At 70.1% G+C, this 19,091-nt stretch carries 16 protein-coding genes; 9 read left to right on the top strand and 7 right to left on the bottom strand.

Annotated features, from left to right (window positions below; genetic code table 11):
• Positions 1–34: 34 nt before the first annotated feature.
• Positions 35–496, bottom strand: coding sequence for a pyridoxamine 5'-phosphate oxidase family protein (locus ACYVF6_RS15275; protein ID WP_460521553.1), 462 nt, complete (start codon positions 494–496; stop codon positions 35–37).
• A gap of 401 nt (positions 497–897) precedes the next feature.
• Here ACYVF6_RS15275 and ACYVF6_RS15270 point away from each other — a divergent pair, with 401 nt between their 5' ends.
• The 6 genes from ACYVF6_RS15270 to ACYVF6_RS15245 all read left to right on the top strand — a co-directional run bounded on the left by ACYVF6_RS15270 (position 898) and on the right by ACYVF6_RS15245 (position 8,291).
• Positions 898–1,545, top strand: coding sequence for a transcriptional regulator (locus ACYVF6_RS15270; RefSeq protein ID WP_460521551.1), 648 nt, complete (start codon positions 898–900; stop codon positions 1,543–1,545).
• Positions 1,546–1,822: 277 nt separating this feature from the next.
• On the top strand, positions 1,823–3,304 hold the full coding sequence (locus tag ACYVF6_RS15265) for a hypothetical protein (RefSeq protein WP_460521549.1): 1,482 nt from the start codon (positions 1,823–1,825) through the stop codon (positions 3,302–3,304).
• 75 nt (positions 3,305–3,379) lie between these two features.
• Positions 3,380–5,428, top strand: a complete 2,049-nt coding sequence (gene hypF, locus ACYVF6_RS15260) for a carbamoyltransferase HypF (RefSeq protein WP_460521547.1) — start codon at positions 3,380–3,382, stop codon at positions 5,426–5,428.
• 83 nt (positions 5,429–5,511) lie between these two features.
• On the top strand, positions 5,512–6,327 hold the full coding sequence (locus ACYVF6_RS15255) for an NAD-dependent epimerase/dehydratase family protein (RefSeq protein WP_460521545.1): 816 nt from the start codon (positions 5,512–5,514) through the stop codon (positions 6,325–6,327).
• The gene (locus tag ACYVF6_RS15250; RefSeq protein WP_460521543.1) at positions 6,324–7,604 is read left to right on the top strand and encodes an enolase-like domain-containing protein; all 1,281 of its coding nucleotides are present in this window, start codon (positions 6,324–6,326) and stop codon (positions 7,602–7,604) included. Before ACYVF6_RS15255 ends, ACYVF6_RS15250 begins: the two co-directional genes overlap by 4 nt.
• Before the next feature lie 105 nt (positions 7,605–7,709).
• A complete protein-coding gene (locus tag ACYVF6_RS15245; protein WP_460521541.1) occupies positions 7,710–8,291 on the top strand; it encodes a dihydrofolate reductase family protein in 582 nt (193 codons plus the stop codon).
• A 1-nt stretch (position 8,292) separates the two neighbouring features.
• Here the strand turns inward: ACYVF6_RS15245 and ACYVF6_RS15240 are convergent, their stop codons facing one another.
• Positions 8,293–9,522: a glycosyltransferase gene (locus ACYVF6_RS15240; RefSeq protein WP_460521539.1), complete on the bottom strand. Its 1,230-nt coding sequence runs from the start codon at positions 9,520–9,522 to the stop codon at positions 8,293–8,295.
• Positions 9,523–9,652: 130 nt separating this feature from the next.
• Between ACYVF6_RS15240 and ACYVF6_RS15235 the strand changes: the two genes are divergently transcribed.
• On the top strand, positions 9,653–10,933 hold the full coding sequence (locus ACYVF6_RS15235) for an alpha/beta hydrolase (RefSeq protein ID WP_460521537.1): 1,281 nt from the start codon (positions 9,653–9,655) through the stop codon (positions 10,931–10,933).
• On the opposite strand, the gene ACYVF6_RS15230 is transcribed toward ACYVF6_RS15235, so the two are convergent.
• Positions 10,934–11,959, bottom strand: a complete 1,026-nt coding sequence (locus ACYVF6_RS15230; RefSeq protein ID WP_460521535.1) for a GlxA family transcriptional regulator — start codon at positions 11,957–11,959, stop codon at positions 10,934–10,936.
• Positions 11,960–12,031: 72 nt separating this feature from the next.
• Between ACYVF6_RS15230 and ACYVF6_RS15225 the strand changes: the two genes are divergently transcribed.
• Together ACYVF6_RS15225 and ACYVF6_RS15220 are read left to right on the top strand one after the other, a co-directional pair.
• Positions 12,032–12,196, top strand: a complete 165-nt coding sequence (locus ACYVF6_RS15225) for a hypothetical protein (protein WP_460521533.1) — start codon at positions 12,032–12,034, stop codon at positions 12,194–12,196.
• Positions 12,197–12,227: 31 nt separating this feature from the next.
• The gene (locus ACYVF6_RS15220; protein ID WP_460521531.1) at positions 12,228–15,437 is read left to right on the top strand and encodes a GH116 family glycosyl hydrolase; all 3,210 of its coding nucleotides are present in this window, start codon (positions 12,228–12,230) and stop codon (positions 15,435–15,437) included.
• Between the two features lie 8 nt (positions 15,438–15,445).
• Here the strand turns inward: ACYVF6_RS15220 and ACYVF6_RS15215 are convergent, their stop codons facing one another.
• The 4 genes from ACYVF6_RS15215 to ACYVF6_RS15200 all read right to left on the bottom strand — a co-directional run bounded on the left by ACYVF6_RS15215 (position 15,446) and on the right by ACYVF6_RS15200 (position 19,011).
• Complete coding sequence (locus ACYVF6_RS15215; protein WP_460521529.1) at positions 15,446–16,192, bottom strand: alpha/beta fold hydrolase; 747 nt, start codon at positions 16,190–16,192, stop codon at positions 15,446–15,448.
• A 28-nt stretch (positions 16,193–16,220) separates the two neighbouring features.
• Positions 16,221–16,778 carry a methylated-DNA--[protein]-cysteine S-methyltransferase gene (locus tag ACYVF6_RS15210; RefSeq protein WP_460521527.1) on the bottom strand — a complete coding sequence of 186 codons (558 nt, stop codon included), beginning with the start codon at positions 16,776–16,778 and terminating at the stop codon, positions 16,221–16,223.
• Positions 16,771–17,259 carry an RNA polymerase sigma factor gene (locus tag ACYVF6_RS15205; protein WP_460521525.1) on the bottom strand — a complete coding sequence of 163 codons (489 nt, stop codon included), beginning with the start codon at positions 17,257–17,259 and terminating at the stop codon, positions 16,771–16,773. Before ACYVF6_RS15205 ends, ACYVF6_RS15210 begins: the two co-directional genes overlap by 8 nt.
• Before the next feature lie 105 nt (positions 17,260–17,364).
• Positions 17,365–19,011 carry an acyltransferase gene (locus ACYVF6_RS15200; RefSeq protein WP_460521523.1) on the bottom strand — a complete coding sequence of 549 codons (1,647 nt, stop codon included), beginning with the start codon at positions 19,009–19,011 and terminating at the stop codon, positions 17,365–17,367.
• Positions 19,012–19,091: the final 80 nt, after the last annotated feature.

Genomic DNA, 19,091 nt, shown 5'->3' with positions numbered 1-19,091 from the left:
CACCCGGTTGCCTGTGTGTGGAACGTAACAAAGGCTAGTCGGGGGGAGAAAGCGGTGTCGAGATGCGGCGGCCGCGCATCCGCTCGATCCGGATCCGCAGGAATCGGTCCGAGCCGGTTGCGTTCCAGGAACCGCCGTCCCAGGTGGAGAGGGGGAGGCCGGCCAGCGCGGCGACCTGCTCCGGGTCGTCGACGAGGTCCACCCGGCCGACGAGCGAGACGCTCCAGCCGGACCGCTGCTCGAGGTTGAAGTCGTCGGCCTGGAATCCGACCACCGTGTCGCAGGTGGCCGCGATCAGGTCGGAACCGTCGGAGGTACGCACGACGACGTAGTGTCGTGCGCCGCGTGCCGAGTTGGACTCGTGGACGGCGAAGTTGACCGGCCGGACCGCGGGCAGGGCGTTTTCGGTGAAGATCACCCGGCCGACCGCCGTCTTGGTGAGCAGCCTGATGCATTCGGCCGCTTCCAGGACCTCGAGGCCAGACCTGTCGAGCATTTGTCCAGCGTGGGGCGCGGAATGCCTTGGTGAGAAGGGCAGAAGGTCCTCTCCACGGTCCGGAACCAAAGCCCTGATGGATCAGACGATATGAGGTGACATCGGTCCCGGGCCGACCTGAGCCCAAAGCCTCTTTCGGCCCGCCGGAACGGGGGAGACAGTGGGTACCCATCGGCTGGGAGATGAGGAATCGCAGGGCCCCTGCCCTGGGCGAGGTTGAGTTTCGCAGGTAGACGTACCGCGAATATCGTCGCCGGAACGTGAGGCGGCCCCTTCGTCCAGGGCAGGAATACATCGGCTCGCTCGTCCACCTGTTACTGGATCCACGGCAGTCACCTCGTTACGTGTCGTACGCTGCCTGGTAGCCGGCGTTCGATGCCGGCAAGCGAGGTGACGCGGCGATGATCAGAGTGTTCCTGCTGGATGACCACGAGGTAGTCCGCCTTGGGCTGAGGCAGTTGTTCGAGGCCGAGCCCGATATCGAGATCGCCGGTGAGGCCGCGACAGCCGCACAGGCCCGGGCCCGGGTGCCCGCACTACGTCCTGACGTCGCGGTTCTCGACGTCCGGCTTCCCGACGGCGACGGCGTGACGGTCTGCAGGGACATCCGTTCCTCGATGGATCCGCCGCCGGCCTGCCTGATGCTCACGTCGTTCTCCGACGACGAGGCGCTGTTCGAGGCCATCATGGCCGGTGCGGCCGGTTACCTCCTGAAGCAGGTCACCGGCAACGACCTCGTCGGTGCCGTTCGCCGGCTGGCCGCGGGAGAGTCGCTGCTCGACCCGGCACTGACGGCGTCGGTGCTCGAACGGCTTCGCCGCGGCCCGTCCGAGGAGGACCCGCGCTATGCCTCGCTCACCGACCAGGAACGCCGCATCCTCGACCTGATCGCCGAGGGCATGACCAACCGCCAGATCGCCCAGACGATGTACCTCGCGGAGAAGACCGTGAAGAACTACGTCTCGGCGCTGCTGCGCAAGCTCGGCATGGAGCGGCGCACCGAGGCGGCCGTGTTCGCGGTCGAGAGAATGCGCCGCCAAGGGCGTTGACACACCGTAGCTGTGTGCTGTTCAAACTTGAATGACACGGTGAGCCATTTGCCCGGATCAGGACTTTGGGCCTATGGATCCGGGACTCGCCAATGCCCGGTAATGGCGTACTTTTCCCACAGCGACCGCTGAAGAGTGCTTGACTGTTGCGGTCTGCTTTCGCCTGGCTGGGCACCCGGCGAATGTTGCTTTCCGTGAGGGGCGGTACGGACTCGTGTCGAGTTTGCGGCAACGCCGCGGAGCGTCACCTATGCGGCTCGGCCGCATAGTTTCTGGTTTGAAGGAGCGCGGGCTGCGCACGCGCTGGGCCCAACAGGAGAATCGGCGGTACGGCAAGGCGTACGAGGCTGCGCAGGCTGCCTGGTCCGACACCAACGCAGAGCTGCAGGGCATGGTCGTGACGGCCTGCTCCTACACCGGCATGGGTGGTGGGCAGCTGGCTCCCGAGGTCGGGCTGCGCCCGGACGAGACCCTACTCTGGACGGGTGCCGGCGTGACGCTCGTCGAGACGACGACCTCGCCGAAGCTTCGCGTGCCCGGGTACGACGCGCTGACCACCGACCTGCTCACAGAGTCGTTCCCGGCGGAGCCGTCGGCACGGCTGAAGCCGGTCGACAGCGGATCGGTCGCCGTGACCGACCAGCGGCTGATGTTCGCCGGCACGTCGCCGAGGAATCGCCGCCGTGAGTGGGTCTTCGCCGACCTGACCGGGCTGCTGCACACGCCGGACGTGCCCTGCACGTTGCTGCAGGTCTCCGCGAACGGCGAGAAGGAGGCCGTGGCGCCCGCCGGTCGCCATCCGCTGACCGGTCTGCTGCTCACGCCGGAAGCCGTGAGCGAGTTCCGGTTCGTGGTGTCGCTGGCGCTCGCCGAAGGCGCCGGCGAACGTGCGGCTTTCGTCGCGTACCTGGAACGGATGCTCGACACCCACCAGCACACCAGGCCCGCGCCACCTTCGCTGGTCACCGCGAAGGACTCGCCGGGCAGGGTGCGGCTCGGCCTGCGGACCGCCAAGCAGCTGGCCCTGGGCGGTGCCGGCGGATCGATGGGTGGCCGCTCGCTGCGTCTGGTCGCGGCCGCCGGCGCGGCGTTCGTGCTGTTCAACGTCGTGACGCCGGACGTTCCGGAGGGTCAGGTGCTGTCGGCTCCACCGTCGCTCGCAGACTCGCCGTCGCCGACCGCGTCGGTCGACCTGCCGGCACCGGACCGGATCCTGAGCGATCCGACGCCGGCACCCACCACGCCGCAGCCAGGCTCGCAACCGACGGCCAAGGGCCGCCCGGTGCCGCCGCCTCCCGACACGAAGGAGACCAGGGCGCCGCAGCCGACGCCGACCGCGCAGCCGAAGTCGAGCTCGAGGTCGAGGACGCCGAAGTCGACCCAGCAGAACCCGTTCCCGCGACGTGACGACGATGGTGACGACGACGGGCGGGGCGACTGGATGTGCGACGCGCCGTGGAATCCGTATCAGTACAACTTCTGCGGCGGTGAGTACGTATATTCGCCGGAATCCGGAGTTTGCCAGTATTTCCGGTGTGCTGACGATTTCTGGAATGAGCACGGCTATTTGGTCGAATGTTCAGACGGAAAAGTGACGAGGACTGGCGGATATCGGTATTCCTGTGCCGGCCACGGCAGCTATCGCCGTACGGTTTACCAGTTCTACTCCTCCTGGTCCGGCTGGCGTGAAGAGGCCCATGGCCCCGACAGCTGGGGACCTCCGGCAATGGATTCCGATCGTGACCGCCTGCAGTATTGAGACTCGTCAGGTATTCACACGGTGTGTTCGGCGGCTTAAGTGTCGGCACCCGAACTGGGGGGAAGCCCATAGGCGATGGGTTTTCGTGTAGTGGAGAGCGCTACCGAGGTCGGCACGGTACGAGATCTGCCCGCCGATCTGGCCACCTGTGACACCTGCGCCGGCGAGCTGTTCGATCCGGAGAGCCGGCGCTTCCACTATCCCTTCGTCAGCTGCGCGGCCTGCGGTCCGCGGGCCACGATCATGGACGAGGACGGCTTCAGCCGCGAGCAGACCGCGATGGCCGCGTTCCCGATGTGCACCGACTGCGCGCGAGAGTACTCCAACCCGGCCGACCGGCGGTTCCACTCCGAGCAGATCTGCTGCCCGCAGTGCGGACCGCAGCTGGGCTGGGTGCCTGCCGCGCCCGCGTGGGCCGTGCCGATCGAGTACGCCGAGGAAGCCCTGTCCGTCGCGATCGGCGTGATCCGGGACGGCGGGATCGTCGCGGTGAAGGGTCTCGGCGGCTACCAGCTGGTGTGCGACGCCACCAACGAGACAGCGATCGGGCTGCTGCGCTGGCGGATCCACCGGCCGCGCCGGCCGTTCTCCGTCCTCGCCACCGGTCTGCACCAGGCTCGGCAGTCGCTGGCCTGGCTGGACAGCGAGGAGCGCACGCTGCTCACCTCGGCGGCGCACCCGATCGTGCTGGCGATCGCGCGGCCGAACAGCTCGCTGGCCGAGGGCGTCGCGCCCGGCACCGACCAGATCGGTGTGATGCTGCCGCACACGCCCCTGCAGCACCTGCTCGCCCACGAGCTTTCCCGGCCGCTCGTCGTGACGTCCGGCAGCCGCGCCGGTGAGCCGATCGCGACCGACGACCACGACGCGTTCGGACGTCTCGGCCGGATCGTCGACGGTTTCCTGGTGCACGACCGCGACGTCCGCGCGCGGTACGACGACTCGGTCGTACGCGCTGTATGCGGCCGCCCGGCGATGGTGCGGAGAGCGCGTGGGTACGCCCCGGACGCGCTGCGCCTGCCCAGGCCGGCCGCCCGGCCGATCCTCGCGGTCGGCGCGCAGGGCAAGAACACCTTCGCACTCGCCGTCGACGGCCGGGCCGTGCTGAGCCCGCACATCGGTGACCTGCACGTACCCGAGACGTTCGAGGCGTTCGAGGAGTCGCTGGTCAAGCTGTCGCGGTTGACCGGCATCGCGCCCCAGCTCGTCGTGCACGACCTGAACCCCGCCTACCTCACCTCCAGATACGCCGCGCGCTGGCCGGAGCCGTCCCGGCTCGCGGTGCAGCACCACCACGCGCACGTAGCCTCCTGTGCGGCCGAGCACGAGCTCACCAAGTCCTTCATCGGCGTCGCGTACGACGGCCTGGGCCTCGGCGAGGACGGCACGATGTGGGGCGGCGAGGTGCTGATCGCCGACCTGGTGGAGTACCGGCGGTTCGGCCGCTTCGGCCGGGCGCCGCTGCTCGGGGGCGAGGTCGCCGTGCGGCGGCCGGCCCGGATGGCGCTCGGATACCTGTGGGGAGCCGAGCAGCTCGGCGTACCGCTGCCGGACGCCGATCTCGTGCAGGCGTTCACCGATCGGCTGGCCGAGAGCGAAGTCCACACCGCGCGCCGGTTGATCCACCGGCAGGCTGGTGCCGCGCACGCGTCGAGCGCCGGCCGCCTCTTCGACGCGGTGTCCGGCATGCTCGGCCTGGTCGACTACGCGACGTACGAGGGCGAGGCCGCGGCGGTGCTCGAGACGACCGCCCGTGGTTCGGGCGCGGCCGAGTTGCCGTGGCAGCTGGTGGAACGCGACGGGCTGTGGGTCTACGACCCGCTGCCGACGCTGACCGCGCTGCTGACCGGCCTGGCCCGGCGCGACACCGCGGAGTCGCTGGCCGCGGCCTTCCACGCCACGATCGTGGCGGTGACGGTGGCCCTGTGCGCCAAGGCGGCGGCCGCGACGGGGTTGCGTACGGTCTGCCTGTCCGGCGGTGTCTTCCAGAACCGGCTGCTCACCATGGACCTGCTGAAGGCCTTGCAGAGTGAGGGCTTCGACGCCTACGCCAACCAGAACGTGCCGGCGAACGACGGCGGCATCGCTTACGGGCAAGCCGCCATCGCCGCGGCCCGGACCTAGCTGACGAGCCGGCTGACCGCAAACAGACAGCATCAGCCTGGTATGCATACGATTGCACAGCCCGCGCCTAGACTCTTGGAACCATGCGGACAATTCTGGTCACCGGCGCTTCCGGCCGAATCGGGAAAGCGGTTACGGCAGAGCTCGACAGCGCGGGGTTCACCGTCAAGGGCACCGACCGGCCCGCCGATCTCGGTGATCCGGTCGTCGCCCGTGAGCTGCTGGAGGGTTGCGACGGTGTTGTGCACCTGGCGGCCTACCCTGGGCCGAGAGGGCGTCCGGGCCGGGAGACGTTCGCGAACAACGTGCTGGCGACGTTCCATGTGCTCGAAGCCGCTGTCGAGCTGGGAATTCGCAACGCTGTGATCGCGTCCAGTGTCTCGGCGTACGGCATGTCGTGGGCACATCGGCCGTTCTCGCCTGAATACGTACCCTTCGACGAGGACCACCCGATGCTCCCGCAGGAGGCGTACGGCCTGTCCAAGCAGGTTGACGAGCAGACGGCGGCGATGCTGTGGCGCGGTCACGACCTCTCGGTGGTGGCGATGCGCTTCCACTGGGTGGCGACCGAGGAGCAGATCCTCGCGCGGCGCGCGTCGCTGACGACCGAAGAGGCCCACGGGCACGGGGCTTCGGAGCTGTGGGGCTACATCGAGATCCGCGACGCGGCGCGGGCCTGCCGGCTCGGGCTGGACGCTCCGCCCGGCTTCCACCCGCTCAACATCATCGCGCCCGACACGTTGTCGGACGTCCCGACGGCCGAGCTGCTGGCGCGCTACCACCCCGATACCGTCGTACGGAAGCCGATCGACGGCACCGCGACGCCCTACTCGATCGAACGAGCCGAGAAGCTGCTCGGCTTCGTGCCCAACACGTACCGGAACGGAAGCAGTTCATGACCGCTAACGGACTTCGTCCCTTGCCGCCGTGGCAGGAACCCACCTCGAGCGGCACCCGGATCACCGATGTCAAAGTGTTCTTGACAGCACCGGAGAACATCACGTTGGTCGTCGTCAAGATCACGACCTCGGACGACGGGCTGTACGGCCTGGGCTGCGCGACGTTCACGCAGCGCGCGCTGGCCGTCGTGACCGCGATCGAGGAATATCTCGCGCCGCAGCTGATCGGGCGCGACCCGGCCGACGTCACCGACATCCTCAACGGGCTCTACGTCAGCTCGTACTGGCGCAACGGCCCGGTCCTGCACAACGCGCTGTCCGGTGTCGACATGGCGCTGTGGGACATCAAGGGCAAGCAGGCCGGGATGCCGGTATGGCAGTTGCTCGGCGGCCGGTGCCGCGCGGCCGTGCCGGTCTACGGGCACGCGAGCGGCCGCGATCTCGCCGAGCTCGAGAACAACGTGCGGGGCTACCTCGAGAAGGGCTACGGCTACGTCCGTGCGCAGGTCGCGATCCCGGGCGCGCTGACCTACGGTGCGCCGGCAGCCGCCGCGGCCGAGGGCAACGGCGAGCGCCGGGTGATCACGGACAACGCGTGGAACCCCTCGGCATACCTGCGTACGGTCCCGGCGATGTTCGAGCACCTGCGCTCGACGGTCGGCGAAGAGGTCGAGCTGCTGCACGACGTCCACGAGCGGCTCCGCCCGATCGAGGCGGTCCGGCTGGCCAAGGACCTCGAGCCGTACCGCCTGTTCTTCCTGGAGGACCTGCTGTCGCCGGAAGACCTCGACTGGCTGCGGATGGTGCGTGCGCAGACGTCGACGCCGATGGCGATCGGCGAGCTGTTCGTCAACCCGCAGGAGTACATGCCGCTGGTCCGCGAGCGGCTGTGCGACTTCGTACGCTGCCACATCTCCGCGATCGGAGGGCTCACGCCGGCCTGGCGGCTGGCCTCGGCGTGTGAGCTGTTCGGCATCCGGACGGCCTGGCACGGTCCTGGCGACGTGTCCCCGATCGGCCACGCCGCGAACCTCGCGCTCGACCTGGCCGCGCCCAACTTCGGCATCCAGGAGGAGCACCGCTTCAACGAGGCGGCCTGCGAGGTCTTCCCGGGTACCCCGGAGGTGCGCGACGGTCACCTGTGGCCGAGCTCGGCTCCTGGCCTCGGCGTCGACTTCGACGAGGCCAGGGCGGCGGAGTTCCCGCCGGTCGAACCGCTCGTCAACGACCGCTGGACCGCCACCCGCCTGCCGGACGGGACCGTGCAGCGGCCCTGACCACTGGCTCGTTCGTCGAGCGGCGATGAGTTCGGGCGTTCCGGGTGGTCTCAACTACCGGAATCCCGGGCATCAGGTGCGGGGTGCGCGACGAAAGGAGCAGGCGTGAGCCAGGTAGTGATGCACAACGTCGTGTCCGTCGACGGCTACATCGCCGACGCGAACGATGACGTCGGTCCGCTGTTCGAGTGGTACTTCAACGGCGACGTTTCCCTCGGCGACGGGGTCGGGTCGAAGATCTCCCAGGCCTCGGCGGCGTATGTCCAGTCGATGTGGGACAGCATCGGCGTGATCGTGATCGGGCGGCGGCTGTTCGACCTCACCAACGGCTGGGAAGGCAAGCCGCCCACCGGCGAGCACGTGGTCGTGGTGTCGCACCGGCCCAAGCCGGAAGGCTGGCACCCGGAAGCGTCCTACCACTTCGCCGGCGACGTGACGCAGGCGGTCGCGAAGGCCAGGGAACTGGCCGGCGCCGAGAAGATCGTCGCGCTGGCCGCGGGCGAGATGGGCGGGCAGGCACTCGAGCTCGGCCTGGTCGACGAGGTGGCGATGGACGTCGCGCCCGTGGTGTTCGGGTCCGGCAAGCGCTACTTCGGCAGCGTGAACGCCCAGCACCTGCTGGAGGATCCGCACGTGGTGATCCAGGGCGACCGCGTCCTGCACCTGCGCTACCGGGTTCGCCGCTGACTCAGGATCGGGGCTGGCGTTCCAACTGCGTGAGGAGCGAGAGCACGGCACCAGGGCCGTCCTCGGCGCGGATTCGGCCTGCGAGCTCGATGGCGTGGTCGCGGTAGGCCGGCTGGTCGAGGCAGGTCCGCAGTGCGTCGGTCAGCGTGCCGGCGGTCAGCTCGTCCAGTGGCAGTGGACGCGGCGCGACACCGAGGCGGTGCAGCCGCTCCGCCCAGAACGGCTGGTCGATGATGCTGGGCACCGGGACGGCCGGCACACCGGCACGCAGTCCGGCCGCGGTCGTACCGGCGCCGGCGTGGTGGACCACGGCGGCCATCCGGGGGAACAGCCACTCGTACGGCACGTCGCCGACCATCAGGATGTCGTCGCCGACGGGCCCGGGTTCGGCCGAGCCGCCCTGGACGACCGCACGTACGCCGGTTCGTTCGACGGCGGCCGCGACGACCTCGTCGAGCCGCCCGTGGGTGGGGGTGCTGCCGAAGCTCACGAACACCGGCGGCGGACCGGCCTCCAGGAATTCGGTCAGCTGGCCGGAGGGCTGCCACGCCGGCGGCTCGGCCGGCCACCAGTAGCCAGTCACCCGTACCGACGCCGGCCAGTCGGCGGGAGGCGGAACCACTGCCGGACTGAAGCCGTGGCAGATCGGCCAGTTCTGCGGCGGGCCCGCTGCCTGTTCGTCGGCGGCCGGGAGATCGAGCAGGCCGCGTAGCCGCCGCAACGCGCCGGCGTAGAGCGGTCCGGGCTGGGCGAACAGCTTGCGGCCGGCCTCGAGGTTCTCCTCGGGTGAGAGTGTCCCGGCCGCGGGCCAGCCGGGCGGCGGGAACTCCCGGGTGGGGACGCAGGGCGCGAGATAGGCGCCGACGCTCGGAATGCCGAGCCCTTCGGCGACCAGCCGGCTCAGCGGGGCCGGACCGAACGCGGTGAGCACCAGGTCGGTACCTGCGTTCGCGGCGGCCAGCACTCCGTCGGCCAGCTGGCCGAGATACTCGGGGAAGGCCGCTCGCACGTCATCCTGTGCCGGCGAGGGATCGCCCGTACGTGCGCGGGCCAGTTCGACCGCATCGCCGGGAAGCGCGCGATGCTCCAGCCCGGCCTCGCGTGCGAGACCGGCGAACCGGTCGTGCGCGCCCAGCGCCACCTGGTGCCCGGCTTGCTGTAACCGCTGGCCCAGACCCGTGAACGGCGCGACATCACCTCGCGAGCCCGCGGTCACGATCAGAATCCGCATCGAAGCCTCCGTTCTACTGAAGCGTTTCCGGCGTTCGACCCTAGGTGATCTCAGGGTGAGGACGACCCCCGGTACAGTTCGGTGGTTCGTCGGATGGGTGTGGACGCGCCTGATCCCTAGCGTTGTCGGTATGAAGAATCTGCATGCACGTAAGCGCTTTGTCGCCCTGGTGGCCGCGACGGCCTGCCTGACGGTGGCGGTCGGCGGTCCGGCCCTGGCGGCGCGGCAGCCGCAACCGCAGCCGGCCAACGCGGGCAGCCACGTCAGCGGCCACCGGCTGGTGGCCGAGCCGGTTCACCTGCGCACGCTTTCGAAGGCCGAAACGGTCAACGCTTTGCAGGATGCGGGATTCGACGCCGATCACGTCGACTACGGCGTCAAGCTCTACCGGCTCGTCTACCGCACCACCGGTGTGCACGGCGAGCCCACGATCGCCTCCGGCCTCATCGTGCTGCCGGACAGGAACATGGACAGGGACAGGCGCCGGTTCCGGCTGCTGTCGTTCACACATGGCACCGAGGTCTACAAGGGCGACGCGCCTTCCAGCGGGACGAACGACTTCGCGAACTCGCCGCCGGTCGCGTTCGCCGCGGCCGGATTCGCCGCCGTGTCACCGGACTATCTCGGACTGGGAGAGGGGCCGGGAACCCATCCCTGGTTGCACCTCCCGACCGAGACCACGGCCTCGCTCGACATGCTGCGGGCTGCCAGGGAGTTCATGGCCGGCCGGCGGCTTTCGGCCGAGCGCAGCGTTGTCGTCACCGGCTTCTCCCAGGGCGCTTCGGCCGCGCTGGGGCTGGCCCGGGCGCTGGACGAGCGGGCCGACCCGTGGTTCCGGCTCGGCGCGGTCGCACCGATCAGCGGTGCCTACGCGTTCCGGGCGGCCGAGATCCCTGCCCTGCTGAAGGGGGAGGAGGTTCCGCCGAAGGTCGCCGTGGTCTACACGACGTACCTGCTGGTCGCCTGGAACCGGCTGCACCACCTCTACGACTCGCCGCACGAGGTCTTCCAGAAGGAGTACGCCGACCAGGTAGGCAAGCTGTTCGACGGCACGACGACCGGCGAGGACATGTTCAACGGGCTGCCCGGCAGCCTCGGCGAGCTGCTGAAGCCGCGCGGTTTCGAGCTGCTCGAGCACCCGACACCGGAGTTCGCCGACGCCCTGCGAGTGGCTGACAGCACCTGCACCGGCTGGGCTCCGAACGTGCCCGTCAGGCTCTACTACGCGGAGAACGACGAGCAGGCAGTCAACGCCAACACCGGCGTCTGCCAGGCGGAGTTCGCGGCCGGCGGCAAGGACCTGACGCCGATCAAGCTCCCCGCCCATGAGTACCAGGGCTCGATCCACCTGGGTTCGGAGGTCACCGGCACCAGGGCGATCCTCGACTGGCTCGGCCAGGACACGGCCTAGTCACCTCAGAATCCCTCCGCGGGTATGACCTACGCGGGCAGGCTCGTCCTGCCGGCGTAGGTCCCTATCCGTGGAGGCCTGTCTGTAGGCCAGGGGAGCGGTGCCGGTCGCCCGCCGGAAGTGCTGGCGCAGCGAGATCGCCGTACCGAATCCGCACCACGACGCGATCGTCTCGATCGACTGGTCGGTCGTCTCCAGCAGCTCCCGGGCGCGCTGCAGCCGCCGCCCGATCAGCCACTGCAGCGGTGTCGTGCCGGTCTGCGCGCGGAACCGGCGGTTCAACGTGCGCACGCTGACCGCCGCCTGGTCGGCGATCGTCTCCAGGGTCAGCTCGGTGTCGAGCCGGTCCTCCATCCAGCGCATCAGAGGCTCCAGGCTGCGGCCCGCCTCCGGCCGTACGTAGTCGACGACCTGGGCCTGCCCGCCCTCCCGATGGAAGGACATGACCGTGTGCCTCGCCGTCTCGGCCGCGATCGCCGCTCCGTGGTCGCGCCGTACGAGGTGCAGGCAGAGGTCGAGCGCGGCCGCGCCGCCCGCCGTGGTCACGATGTCGCCGTCGTCGATGAACAGCACCGCGTCGTCGATCCGTACGGACGGATGGAGCGCGGACAGCTTGGCCGCGTGCGTCCAGTGCGTCGCCGCCCGCCGGCCGTCGAGCAGGCCGGCCGCGGCCAGCACGAACACGCCGTTGCAGATCGCGCCGATCCGGACGCCGCGCCGGTGCGCGTCGCGCAGCAGCTCGATCACCTCCTCCGGCGGTGGCTCGGCATAGCTGGACAGCCCGGGGATCAGGATCGTGTCGGCCGCTGCGGCGTCTGCCCACGTGCGCGGCGGAACGATCCCGAACGCCACGTCGCCGCAGGCCAGCGTGGTGGTGACGGCCGGACCGCACACCCACACGTCGTAAAGGGGGCGAGCCGGCTTGGCGTGCTGCCCGAGCGGATACGCCTGGCCGAAGATCATGCACGGAATCGAGATGTCGATGCCGCCGGAACGTTCCAGCGCCAGGATCGCCACGGTGTGCATGTCCAGAACCTATCGATACCCGGCCGTCCAGGCCATGGCCGGAGAAAGGCCTTCCGACCAGCATTGATCGACATGCCGATCGATGCCGCAAGTCCACTCACGGCCGTGGCTCTCGCCGTCAGCACCGTGGTATCCCTGGCCGTACTCGTCGCCGCCGGCTGGCTCACCGAGCGCCTGCTGGGCCACGCCACGCGCGACTGGGCCCGCCGGGTGGCAGCTTCCAGACGTAGGGGTTGATCTGCTTTCAACGTTGGATAACCCTGACGGCATGGCAGAGGGTGAGTCGCACCAGTCACACCAGTCACACGAGTCGCACCAGTCAGAAGAGCTGAGCAGGCGTACGTTCCTCGCCCTGGGCTCGTTGGGCTCGGCCGGATTGCTGGCAGGGCCGTTCGCGCAGGCGTCGGCCGCGCTGGGGGTTCCGGAGTCGACGCTGGTACGGGTGCCGGCCGACAAGGGGATCTCGGCCGGGCAGCTCCGGGCGCTGAGGGAACGCGGAACGCCGACCGTCTACACCGGCGACGCGCTGGACCTGATCGGCATGCCGGTCGGCGGCGCCACGTCCGGCCGGCTCTATCTCAGCGGCGACGGCCGGTTGTGGATGTGGGACGTCTACAACCCGGTCAACCCGCAGGCGTCGCAGTGGGAGGGACGCACCTACGCCGAGCCGCTGCGGGTCAGCTCACCGTTCCGGCAGGGTTTCGCCTTGCGGACAACGGCCGGTGGCACCGTGCGCACGCGGTCGCTGGACGCCGAGGGCTTCGCCGGGGTCAGCTTCACCGGCCGCTACCCGCTCGGCCAGGTGGAGTATCGCGACGACGCCTCGCCGGTGGAGGTGGCCCTCGCCGCGTTCTCGCCGTTCGTGCCGACGGAGGTCGACGACTCCTCGTTGCCGGCGACCGTTCTGGTCTGGACGATTCGCAACACCTCCGGCGCGGCCGTCGATGTCGGCCTCGCGGGCTGGAGCGAGTCCCCGGTCTGCCTGGACAGCCGGCGCTCACGGCCGCTCCGGCTGCTGGCCGGCGATCTGGACTCACCCGGGGTGACCGGCTTCGAGTTCGGTGCCGACGAGCCCGAGCTGTCCGGCGAACCGAGGCCCGACGTCGTGTTCGAGGACTTCGAGGGAACGACGTACGAAGGCTGGACGGTCGAGGGCACGGCGTTCGGCGCCGGACCGGTCACGCCCGAAGAGGTCCCCGACTACTTCAAGCGCTTCGGCGACCTGCACGTCCACGGCACGCGGTTCGTCACCTCGCACGCGTTCCGTACGGGCGGCGACGCCGACGGGGCGACCGGCCGGCTGACGAGCCGCGAGTTCACGGTCGAACGGCGGTTCGTCGCGCTGGGCGTCGGCGGTGGGCACTGGGCCGGGCAGACCTGCGTCAACCTCGTCGTGGCCGGCGAGGTCGTCGCGTCCGCTGTCGGCAACGACACCGAGCCCTTGCGTACCGTCAACTTCGACGTGCGCGGCCACGCGGGCAAGCAGGCGCGGATCGAGATCGTCGACGCGAACACCGGCGGCTGGGGCCACATCAACTGCGACTACATCGTGTTCACCGACACGCCGAAGGGCCGGCCGGTCGCCGAGCTGCCGGACTGCGGGACGTTCGCACTCGCGGCCCTGGACACGACCTCCGAGGCACTGCCGTCGCTCGCCGACGCCTCGACGCTCGACGCGATCTTCGACTCCGGCCCGGGCCCGTCGGAGATCGACGCGTCCGAAGGCACGCTGACCGGCGCTGTCCGCGTACGCAGACGGCTCGAGCCGGGGGAGTCGGCCACCGTACGGATGGTCGTCGGCTGGTGCTTCCCGATCCCGCGCGAGGGCCAGTTCGCGTTCCTCCAGGACGGTGCCACCCTGCGCCACCACTACGTCAGCCGGTTCGACTCGGCGGGAGCCGTCGTCGCTTATCTGCGAGGGAACCTGGCCCGCCTGGAAGCCGCGACCCGAATGTGGGTACGCACGTGGTACGACGACTCCACGTTGCCGTACTGGTTCCTGGAACGCACGCTCGCGCCGGCCTCGACGGTCGCGACCACCACGTGCTACCGCTTCACCAACGGCCGGTTCTACGGCCAGGAAGGCGAGTACTGCTGCGACGGCACCTGCCAGCACGTGTGGAACTACGCCCAGTCGGTCGCGCGGCTGTTTCCCTCGCTGGAACGCGACACGCGCGAACGGGTCGACCTCGGCATCGCGTTCCACACCGACACCGGAGCGATGGACTACCGCGGCGAGGCCGGCCGGATCGTCGCGGCCGACGGGCAGGCCGGCACGATCCTGCGGATCTACCGCGAGCACCAGATGGCGCCCGACGACGCATTCCTGCGGCGTACGTGGCCGCGGGTCAAGCTGGCGATCGAGCACCTGATCGGCCGCGACGGCGAGCCGGACGGCATCCTCGAAGGCGAGCAGTACAACACGCTCGACCAGTCGTGGTACGGCGAGATTCCCTGGATCAGCGGGCTCTACGTCGCGGCCCTGCGGGCGGGTGCCGAGATGGCGCGCGACCTCGACGACGCCGCCTTCGCCTCCCGCTGCGACGGGCTGGCCGAGCTGGGATCGGCGTTCCTGTCCGGGCAACTGTGGAACGCGGAGTACGGCTACTTCGTCCAGCACGTCGATCCGGCCCATGCCTCCGCGACCAACAGCAACCGGGGCTGCTACGTCGACCAGCTCTACGGCGAGACGTACGCGCGACAGCTCGGCCTGCCACGCGTCTTCCCATCGGACCAGGCCGCGACGGCGCTGCGGAACCTCTACCGCTACAACTTCGTGAGCGACCACGAGGCGTTCCGCGCCGGCGTCGAGGTGCGTGGCGGCCGCTGGTTCGCGCAGCAGGGCGAGGCCGGGTTGCTGCTGGCCAGCTGGCCGCACGGTGGTGACGACGAGGCGTCCGGTGGCGGTGATGCGTACGCCGTCGGCTACTTCAACGAGGTCTGGACCGGGCCGGAGTACGAGGTCGCCGCCTGCATGCTCGCCGAGGGCCTGGTCGACGAGGCTCTGGTGCTGACCCGCGCGGTGTACGACCGCTACCACGGCTCGAAACGCAATCCCTACAACGAGATCGAGTGCAGCGATCACTACTCCCGGGCGATGATGAGCCACGCCGCGTACCTCGCGATGACGGGGTACGAGTACCACGGGCCGCGCGGGCATCTCGGGTTCGCGCCGAAGCTGCGGCCGGACAACTTCCGGGCCGGGTTCACGGTGGCCGAGGGCTGGGGCTCGTACCGGCAGCAGCGCGGCCGCGACCGGCAGACCGGGCGGATCGAGCTTCGGCACGGGCGGCTGAGGCTGTCGTCGCTGTCGTTCGCCGTGGAGCTCGGGGTCCGTTCGGCGACGGCTCGGCTGGGCAGCCGGAAGCTACCGCTCGAGCTGTCCGTACGAGAGGCGGGCGGTGTGCTGGTCACGTTCGAGTCCGACGTGGTGCTGCGGCCGGGAGACGTGCTGGAGGTCGAGCTGCGGCTGCGCTGAGTTGAGCTTCAGCTTTCCAGGAAGGGCAGGACGGCCGCGCTGAAGTCCTTCGGCCGCAGGCTGTGCACCCGGTGCCCGGCGTCGATCGTCACCAGGTCGGCGTCGGGCAGGGCGAGGGTGAGGTCGCGTAGCCGCTCGGCTGGTACGTGGCTGGCCGGGCCGCCGCTGATCACGAGCGTCGGCATCGTGACGCGCCGCAGGGCGGTCCACCACTGCGGGTCGGGCGTGCGCAGCTCGGTGATGATCGGGCGAACCAGCCTGCGGTCGAAGCCCTTGAGCTTGCCGAGGTTGCCCAGCTGGGCCAGCAGCAGCCCGACCAGGCTGAACGGGCTCGCCCTGCCGTTCTCCGCGGCGTCGCGCGGGCGGACCGGGATGTCCTCGAGCACCAGCCGGCGGATCCGCTGCGGCTGGACCTGCGCCAGCATCGTTCCGACGTGGCCGCCGAGCGAGTGGCCCACCACGTCCACCTGCTCGAGCCCGGCCCGGTCGAGGAACGCGGCAGCGTCGTCGCGGAACTGGTGGAGGCTGTAGCTCACTGCCCGCGAGCTGCCGCCGTGCCCGCGCTGGTCGAGCGCGATCGCCCGGAAACCGGCGTCCGCGAGCTCCGCGGCGAAGGCATCCCAGCTGGCCGCGCTACTGGACATGCCGTGCAGCAGCAGGACCGGCGTGCCTGCCGGGTCGCCGGTCTCGCGGTAGGCCAGCCGCACACCACCGCCTATGTCGAGGGTTCGCGAACGCGTCTCCGTACTGCTCACACCGTCCCCAACGTTCGAGGTGGGCGGGCTAGTGCCGGGCCTCGAGGTCGAGCAACACCTGCTTGGCGGCCAGCCCGCCGGCGTACCCGGTCAGCGACCCGCTCGCGCCGTTGACCCGATGGCACGGGACGAAGACACAGCACGGGTTGGTGCGCAGTGCCGCGCCGACGGCCTGGCTCGCGCGCGCCTTGCCGATCCCCTTCGCCAGCGCGCCGTAGGTCGTCGTCTCGCCGTACGGCGCGTACGTGCCGATCGCCTCGAGCACCGCGCGCTGGAACGGCGTCGCGAGCCTCAGGTCCACGCGAACGTCGAACGCCGCTCGCCGGCCGGCGAGGTAGTCGTCCAGCTCACGGCGGACGGGGTCCAGCTTCGCCGGCTGCCGCAGCACGCGCGGGGAGAGCCGTTTCGCCAGCCGTTCGGTGACCGCGTCTTCCGCGCCGAACGCGCTGGTGACGAGCCGCCCGGCGCTGGTCGCGAGCACCAGCGTGCCGAGCTCGCACTCGTGCACGGCGTACGACACGTCCGCGTCCGGGAACGCCGGCGGCCTGGCTCCGGCGGGCAGGGGTAGTTGGTCGAGTTCAAGCATCGGAATCCTCTCCGGATCGGTCCAGCTCGCTCCGCAGCGTGCCGAGCGCGTCGCTGACCAGCCGCCGGCTCGCCGCCGGGGTCGTGCCGAGCGCCCGGCCGATCGTCGCGTGGTCGAGGTCGCAGACGTAGCGCAACGCGACGGCCGAGCGCTGCCGTTCGGGCAACCGCCGAACGGCCTGCCACAGCTCAGGATCCGGCGCGCCGGGCGGATCGGCGGCGCGCTCGGGCAGCGCGTCGCTGGGCAGCGGCTCTCGCTTCCGCCGCCGATGCGCGTCCATCGCACACCGCGCGGTGATCGTGAGCAGCCACCCCTTCAGGTTGCGTGCCGACGGCAGGCCGGCATAGGCGGCGTACGCCTGCAACCAGGCCTGCTGCGCCACGTCCTCAGCGTCAGCGGCACCCGCGAGCGCGATCGCCAGTCGCGTGACGTCGCGCCAGTGCGCGTCGACGAGACGCTGGAACGGAGGCAGTGCGGTCATCAGCCATTCAACGTACGGCGACCGGATTCTGTGAGGGATGCCGGGAGGTCAGCCTCCGGCAGGACCCGGTCGAGCCGGCCGCGCGAGGTGCTGCCCCGCGGCCGGTTAGAGCGTGGCCGCGGGATCGGGGCGGTGGACGCCGCGGGGTTTGTAGCCGAGGGCCTCGCTCTCGCCGAGGTAGTCGGCGAGCAGCCAGATGATCGCGAGCCACATCTCCGTGCCCTGCAGGCCAGGGGAGTGCAGCTCGTCGGTGCCCGGCTCGAGGTAGAAGGTGAAGCCCTGGCCGTCCTGCCACTTCGACAGCGCGCGGTCCAGCTGCCGGCGCGCCCAGGCCTCGCCCTCGGGGCGGCGGTACGGCGTCTGCTTCGCGCACAGCCAGAGCGGGTGGATCACGTCCAGTACGTCGCACGCTGTGCCGCGCGCCGGACCGAAGTACGCCACGTCCACGCTGTGGGTCAGCAGCGTGTCGATCGCGCGCTCGGGGTACGGCAGCGGCAGCCCGAACTGCGCGTACGTCCCACGCGTGAGCCGGTAGAAGCCGTTGACCACCTGATGCCAGCGCGACTCGTTGTCCGGCGTGCCCCACATCCCGTGCCAGGGCGAGGCGTTGCGCAGCAGCCAGCCGAACAAGGCGTCGGTCGACTCCGCGCGCAGGTCGAAGTCGGCCAGGTTGCGGTAGTACGCCGTCCCGATCGAGTCGATGAACGAGCCGGCGCCCCACGCCCGTCGCGACCACGGCAACGCGTCGAGCTGTTTGGCCAGCTCGCCCGGCGTCAGGTCCTGCACGGCGTGGACGGGGTGCTCGAACGGCGTCCCCAGCAGCTGCAGCGCGTAGCCCACGCAGAGGATGTGGTACGTCGCGGCGCCACCCAGCGTCGGCGGCGAGTCCTCGCCGTACTCCGGCACGAGCCCGGTCTTCGGGTCCTGCAGCTCGCGCAGGTGCGCGCTGATCTGCTCGGCCGGCACCTGCGGCGGCGCCGAGCCCAGCAGCAGGTCCGCGATCTCCACCGCGTCGCACCAGGCACGTACGGTCGGCTCCCGCCCGGGCCGGTCGAGGAACCGGTCGTCGACGAAGGCGCGGTCCAGTACGTCGACCGCCTGCGACCGGGCCTTGGAGGCGAACGCGTCCAGCCGCGCACCCAGCCCCTGCCCGGCAGCGCGGGCGCCGCGTGGCTCGCGCCGGTCGCGGATCACCCGGGCCGGGTTGCCCACGGCGACCGACCACTCCGGCAGGTCCTTGGTGACGACCGCGCCGGCGCCGATGATGCAGTGCGCGCCCACCTTGACCCCGTCGACGATCACGACGTTCGACCCGATCCACACGTCGTCGCCGACTTCGATGCCGACCGACGTCGTGGGCTGCTGGAACACCGGCTTGTCCGGAGCGGTGCCGTGGTTGAACCCCAGCAGCTGCGCCTGCGCACCGATCCGCACGCCGTTGCCGAGCTTGATCTTGCCGCGCACGATCGTGAACGGGTTCAGCGTGCAGTTGTCACCGGCCTCGACCTCCTGCGAGACGTAGGAGTGGGCGGCGATGTAGCAGCGCTGCCCGAGCTTCAGCCGGCTGGTGTGGACGCTCGCCCACGAGGAGATGAAGACCGGATCGGCCAGCTCGACCTCGCCGCCGTCGGCCAAAAGGCGCCTGGTCAGCTGCTCGAGCCAACGACGGTGCCGAAGCTGGACCTCGTCCGGTGACTTGAAGAAGCCCCAGGGATGGAAGTCGTAGTAGTCAGGTCGTTCGCTCTGCGGCACAACAACGCTCCTGAAGTCGTCTGGCGTCGACGAAACATGGCCGACCACGTTCACACCGTGCCTTCGACGATAGTGAACGT

It is taken from the genome of Flindersiella endophytica (assembly GCF_054779015.1).
The sequence above is the reverse complement of the archived record's forward strand: the minus strand, read 5'-3'. Positions and strand labels throughout refer to the sequence as shown.

Excerpts from the sequence above, each read along its gene's own strand:
- ACYVF6_RS15220 (WP_460521531.1), top strand. The coding sequence starts at position 12,228 with ATGGCAGAGGGTGAGTCGCACCAGTCACACCAGTCACACGAGTCGCAC.
- ACYVF6_RS15230 (WP_460521535.1), bottom strand. The coding sequence starts at position 11,959 with ATGCACACCGTGGCGATCCTGGCGCTGGAACGTTCCGGCGGCATCGAC.
- hypF (WP_460521547.1), top strand. The coding sequence starts at position 3,380 with ATGGGTTTTCGTGTAGTGGAGAGCGCTACCGAGGTCGGCACGGTACGA.
- ACYVF6_RS15275 (WP_460521553.1), bottom strand. The coding sequence starts at position 496 with ATGCTCGACAGGTCTGGCCTCGAGGTCCTGGAAGCGGCCGAATGCATC.
- ACYVF6_RS15205 (WP_460521525.1), bottom strand. The coding sequence starts at position 17,259 with ATGACCGCACTGCCTCCGTTCCAGCGTCTCGTCGACGCGCACTGGCGC.
- ACYVF6_RS15255 (WP_460521545.1), top strand. The coding sequence starts at position 5,512 with ATGCGGACAATTCTGGTCACCGGCGCTTCCGGCCGAATCGGGAAAGCG.
- ACYVF6_RS15235 (WP_460521537.1), top strand. The coding sequence starts at position 9,653 with ATGAAGAATCTGCATGCACGTAAGCGCTTTGTCGCCCTGGTGGCCGCG.
- ACYVF6_RS15240 (WP_460521539.1), bottom strand. The coding sequence starts at position 9,522 with ATGCGGATTCTGATCGTGACCGCGGGCTCGCGAGGTGATGTCGCGCCG.
- ACYVF6_RS15270 (WP_460521551.1), top strand. The coding sequence starts at position 898 with ATGATCAGAGTGTTCCTGCTGGATGACCACGAGGTAGTCCGCCTTGGG.
- ACYVF6_RS15225 (WP_460521533.1), top strand. The coding sequence starts at position 12,032 with ATGCCGATCGATGCCGCAAGTCCACTCACGGCCGTGGCTCTCGCCGTC.
- ACYVF6_RS15210 (WP_460521527.1), bottom strand. The coding sequence starts at position 16,778 with ATGCTTGAACTCGACCAACTACCCCTGCCCGCCGGAGCCAGGCCGCCG.
- ACYVF6_RS15250 (WP_460521543.1), top strand. The coding sequence starts at position 6,324 with ATGACCGCTAACGGACTTCGTCCCTTGCCGCCGTGGCAGGAACCCACC.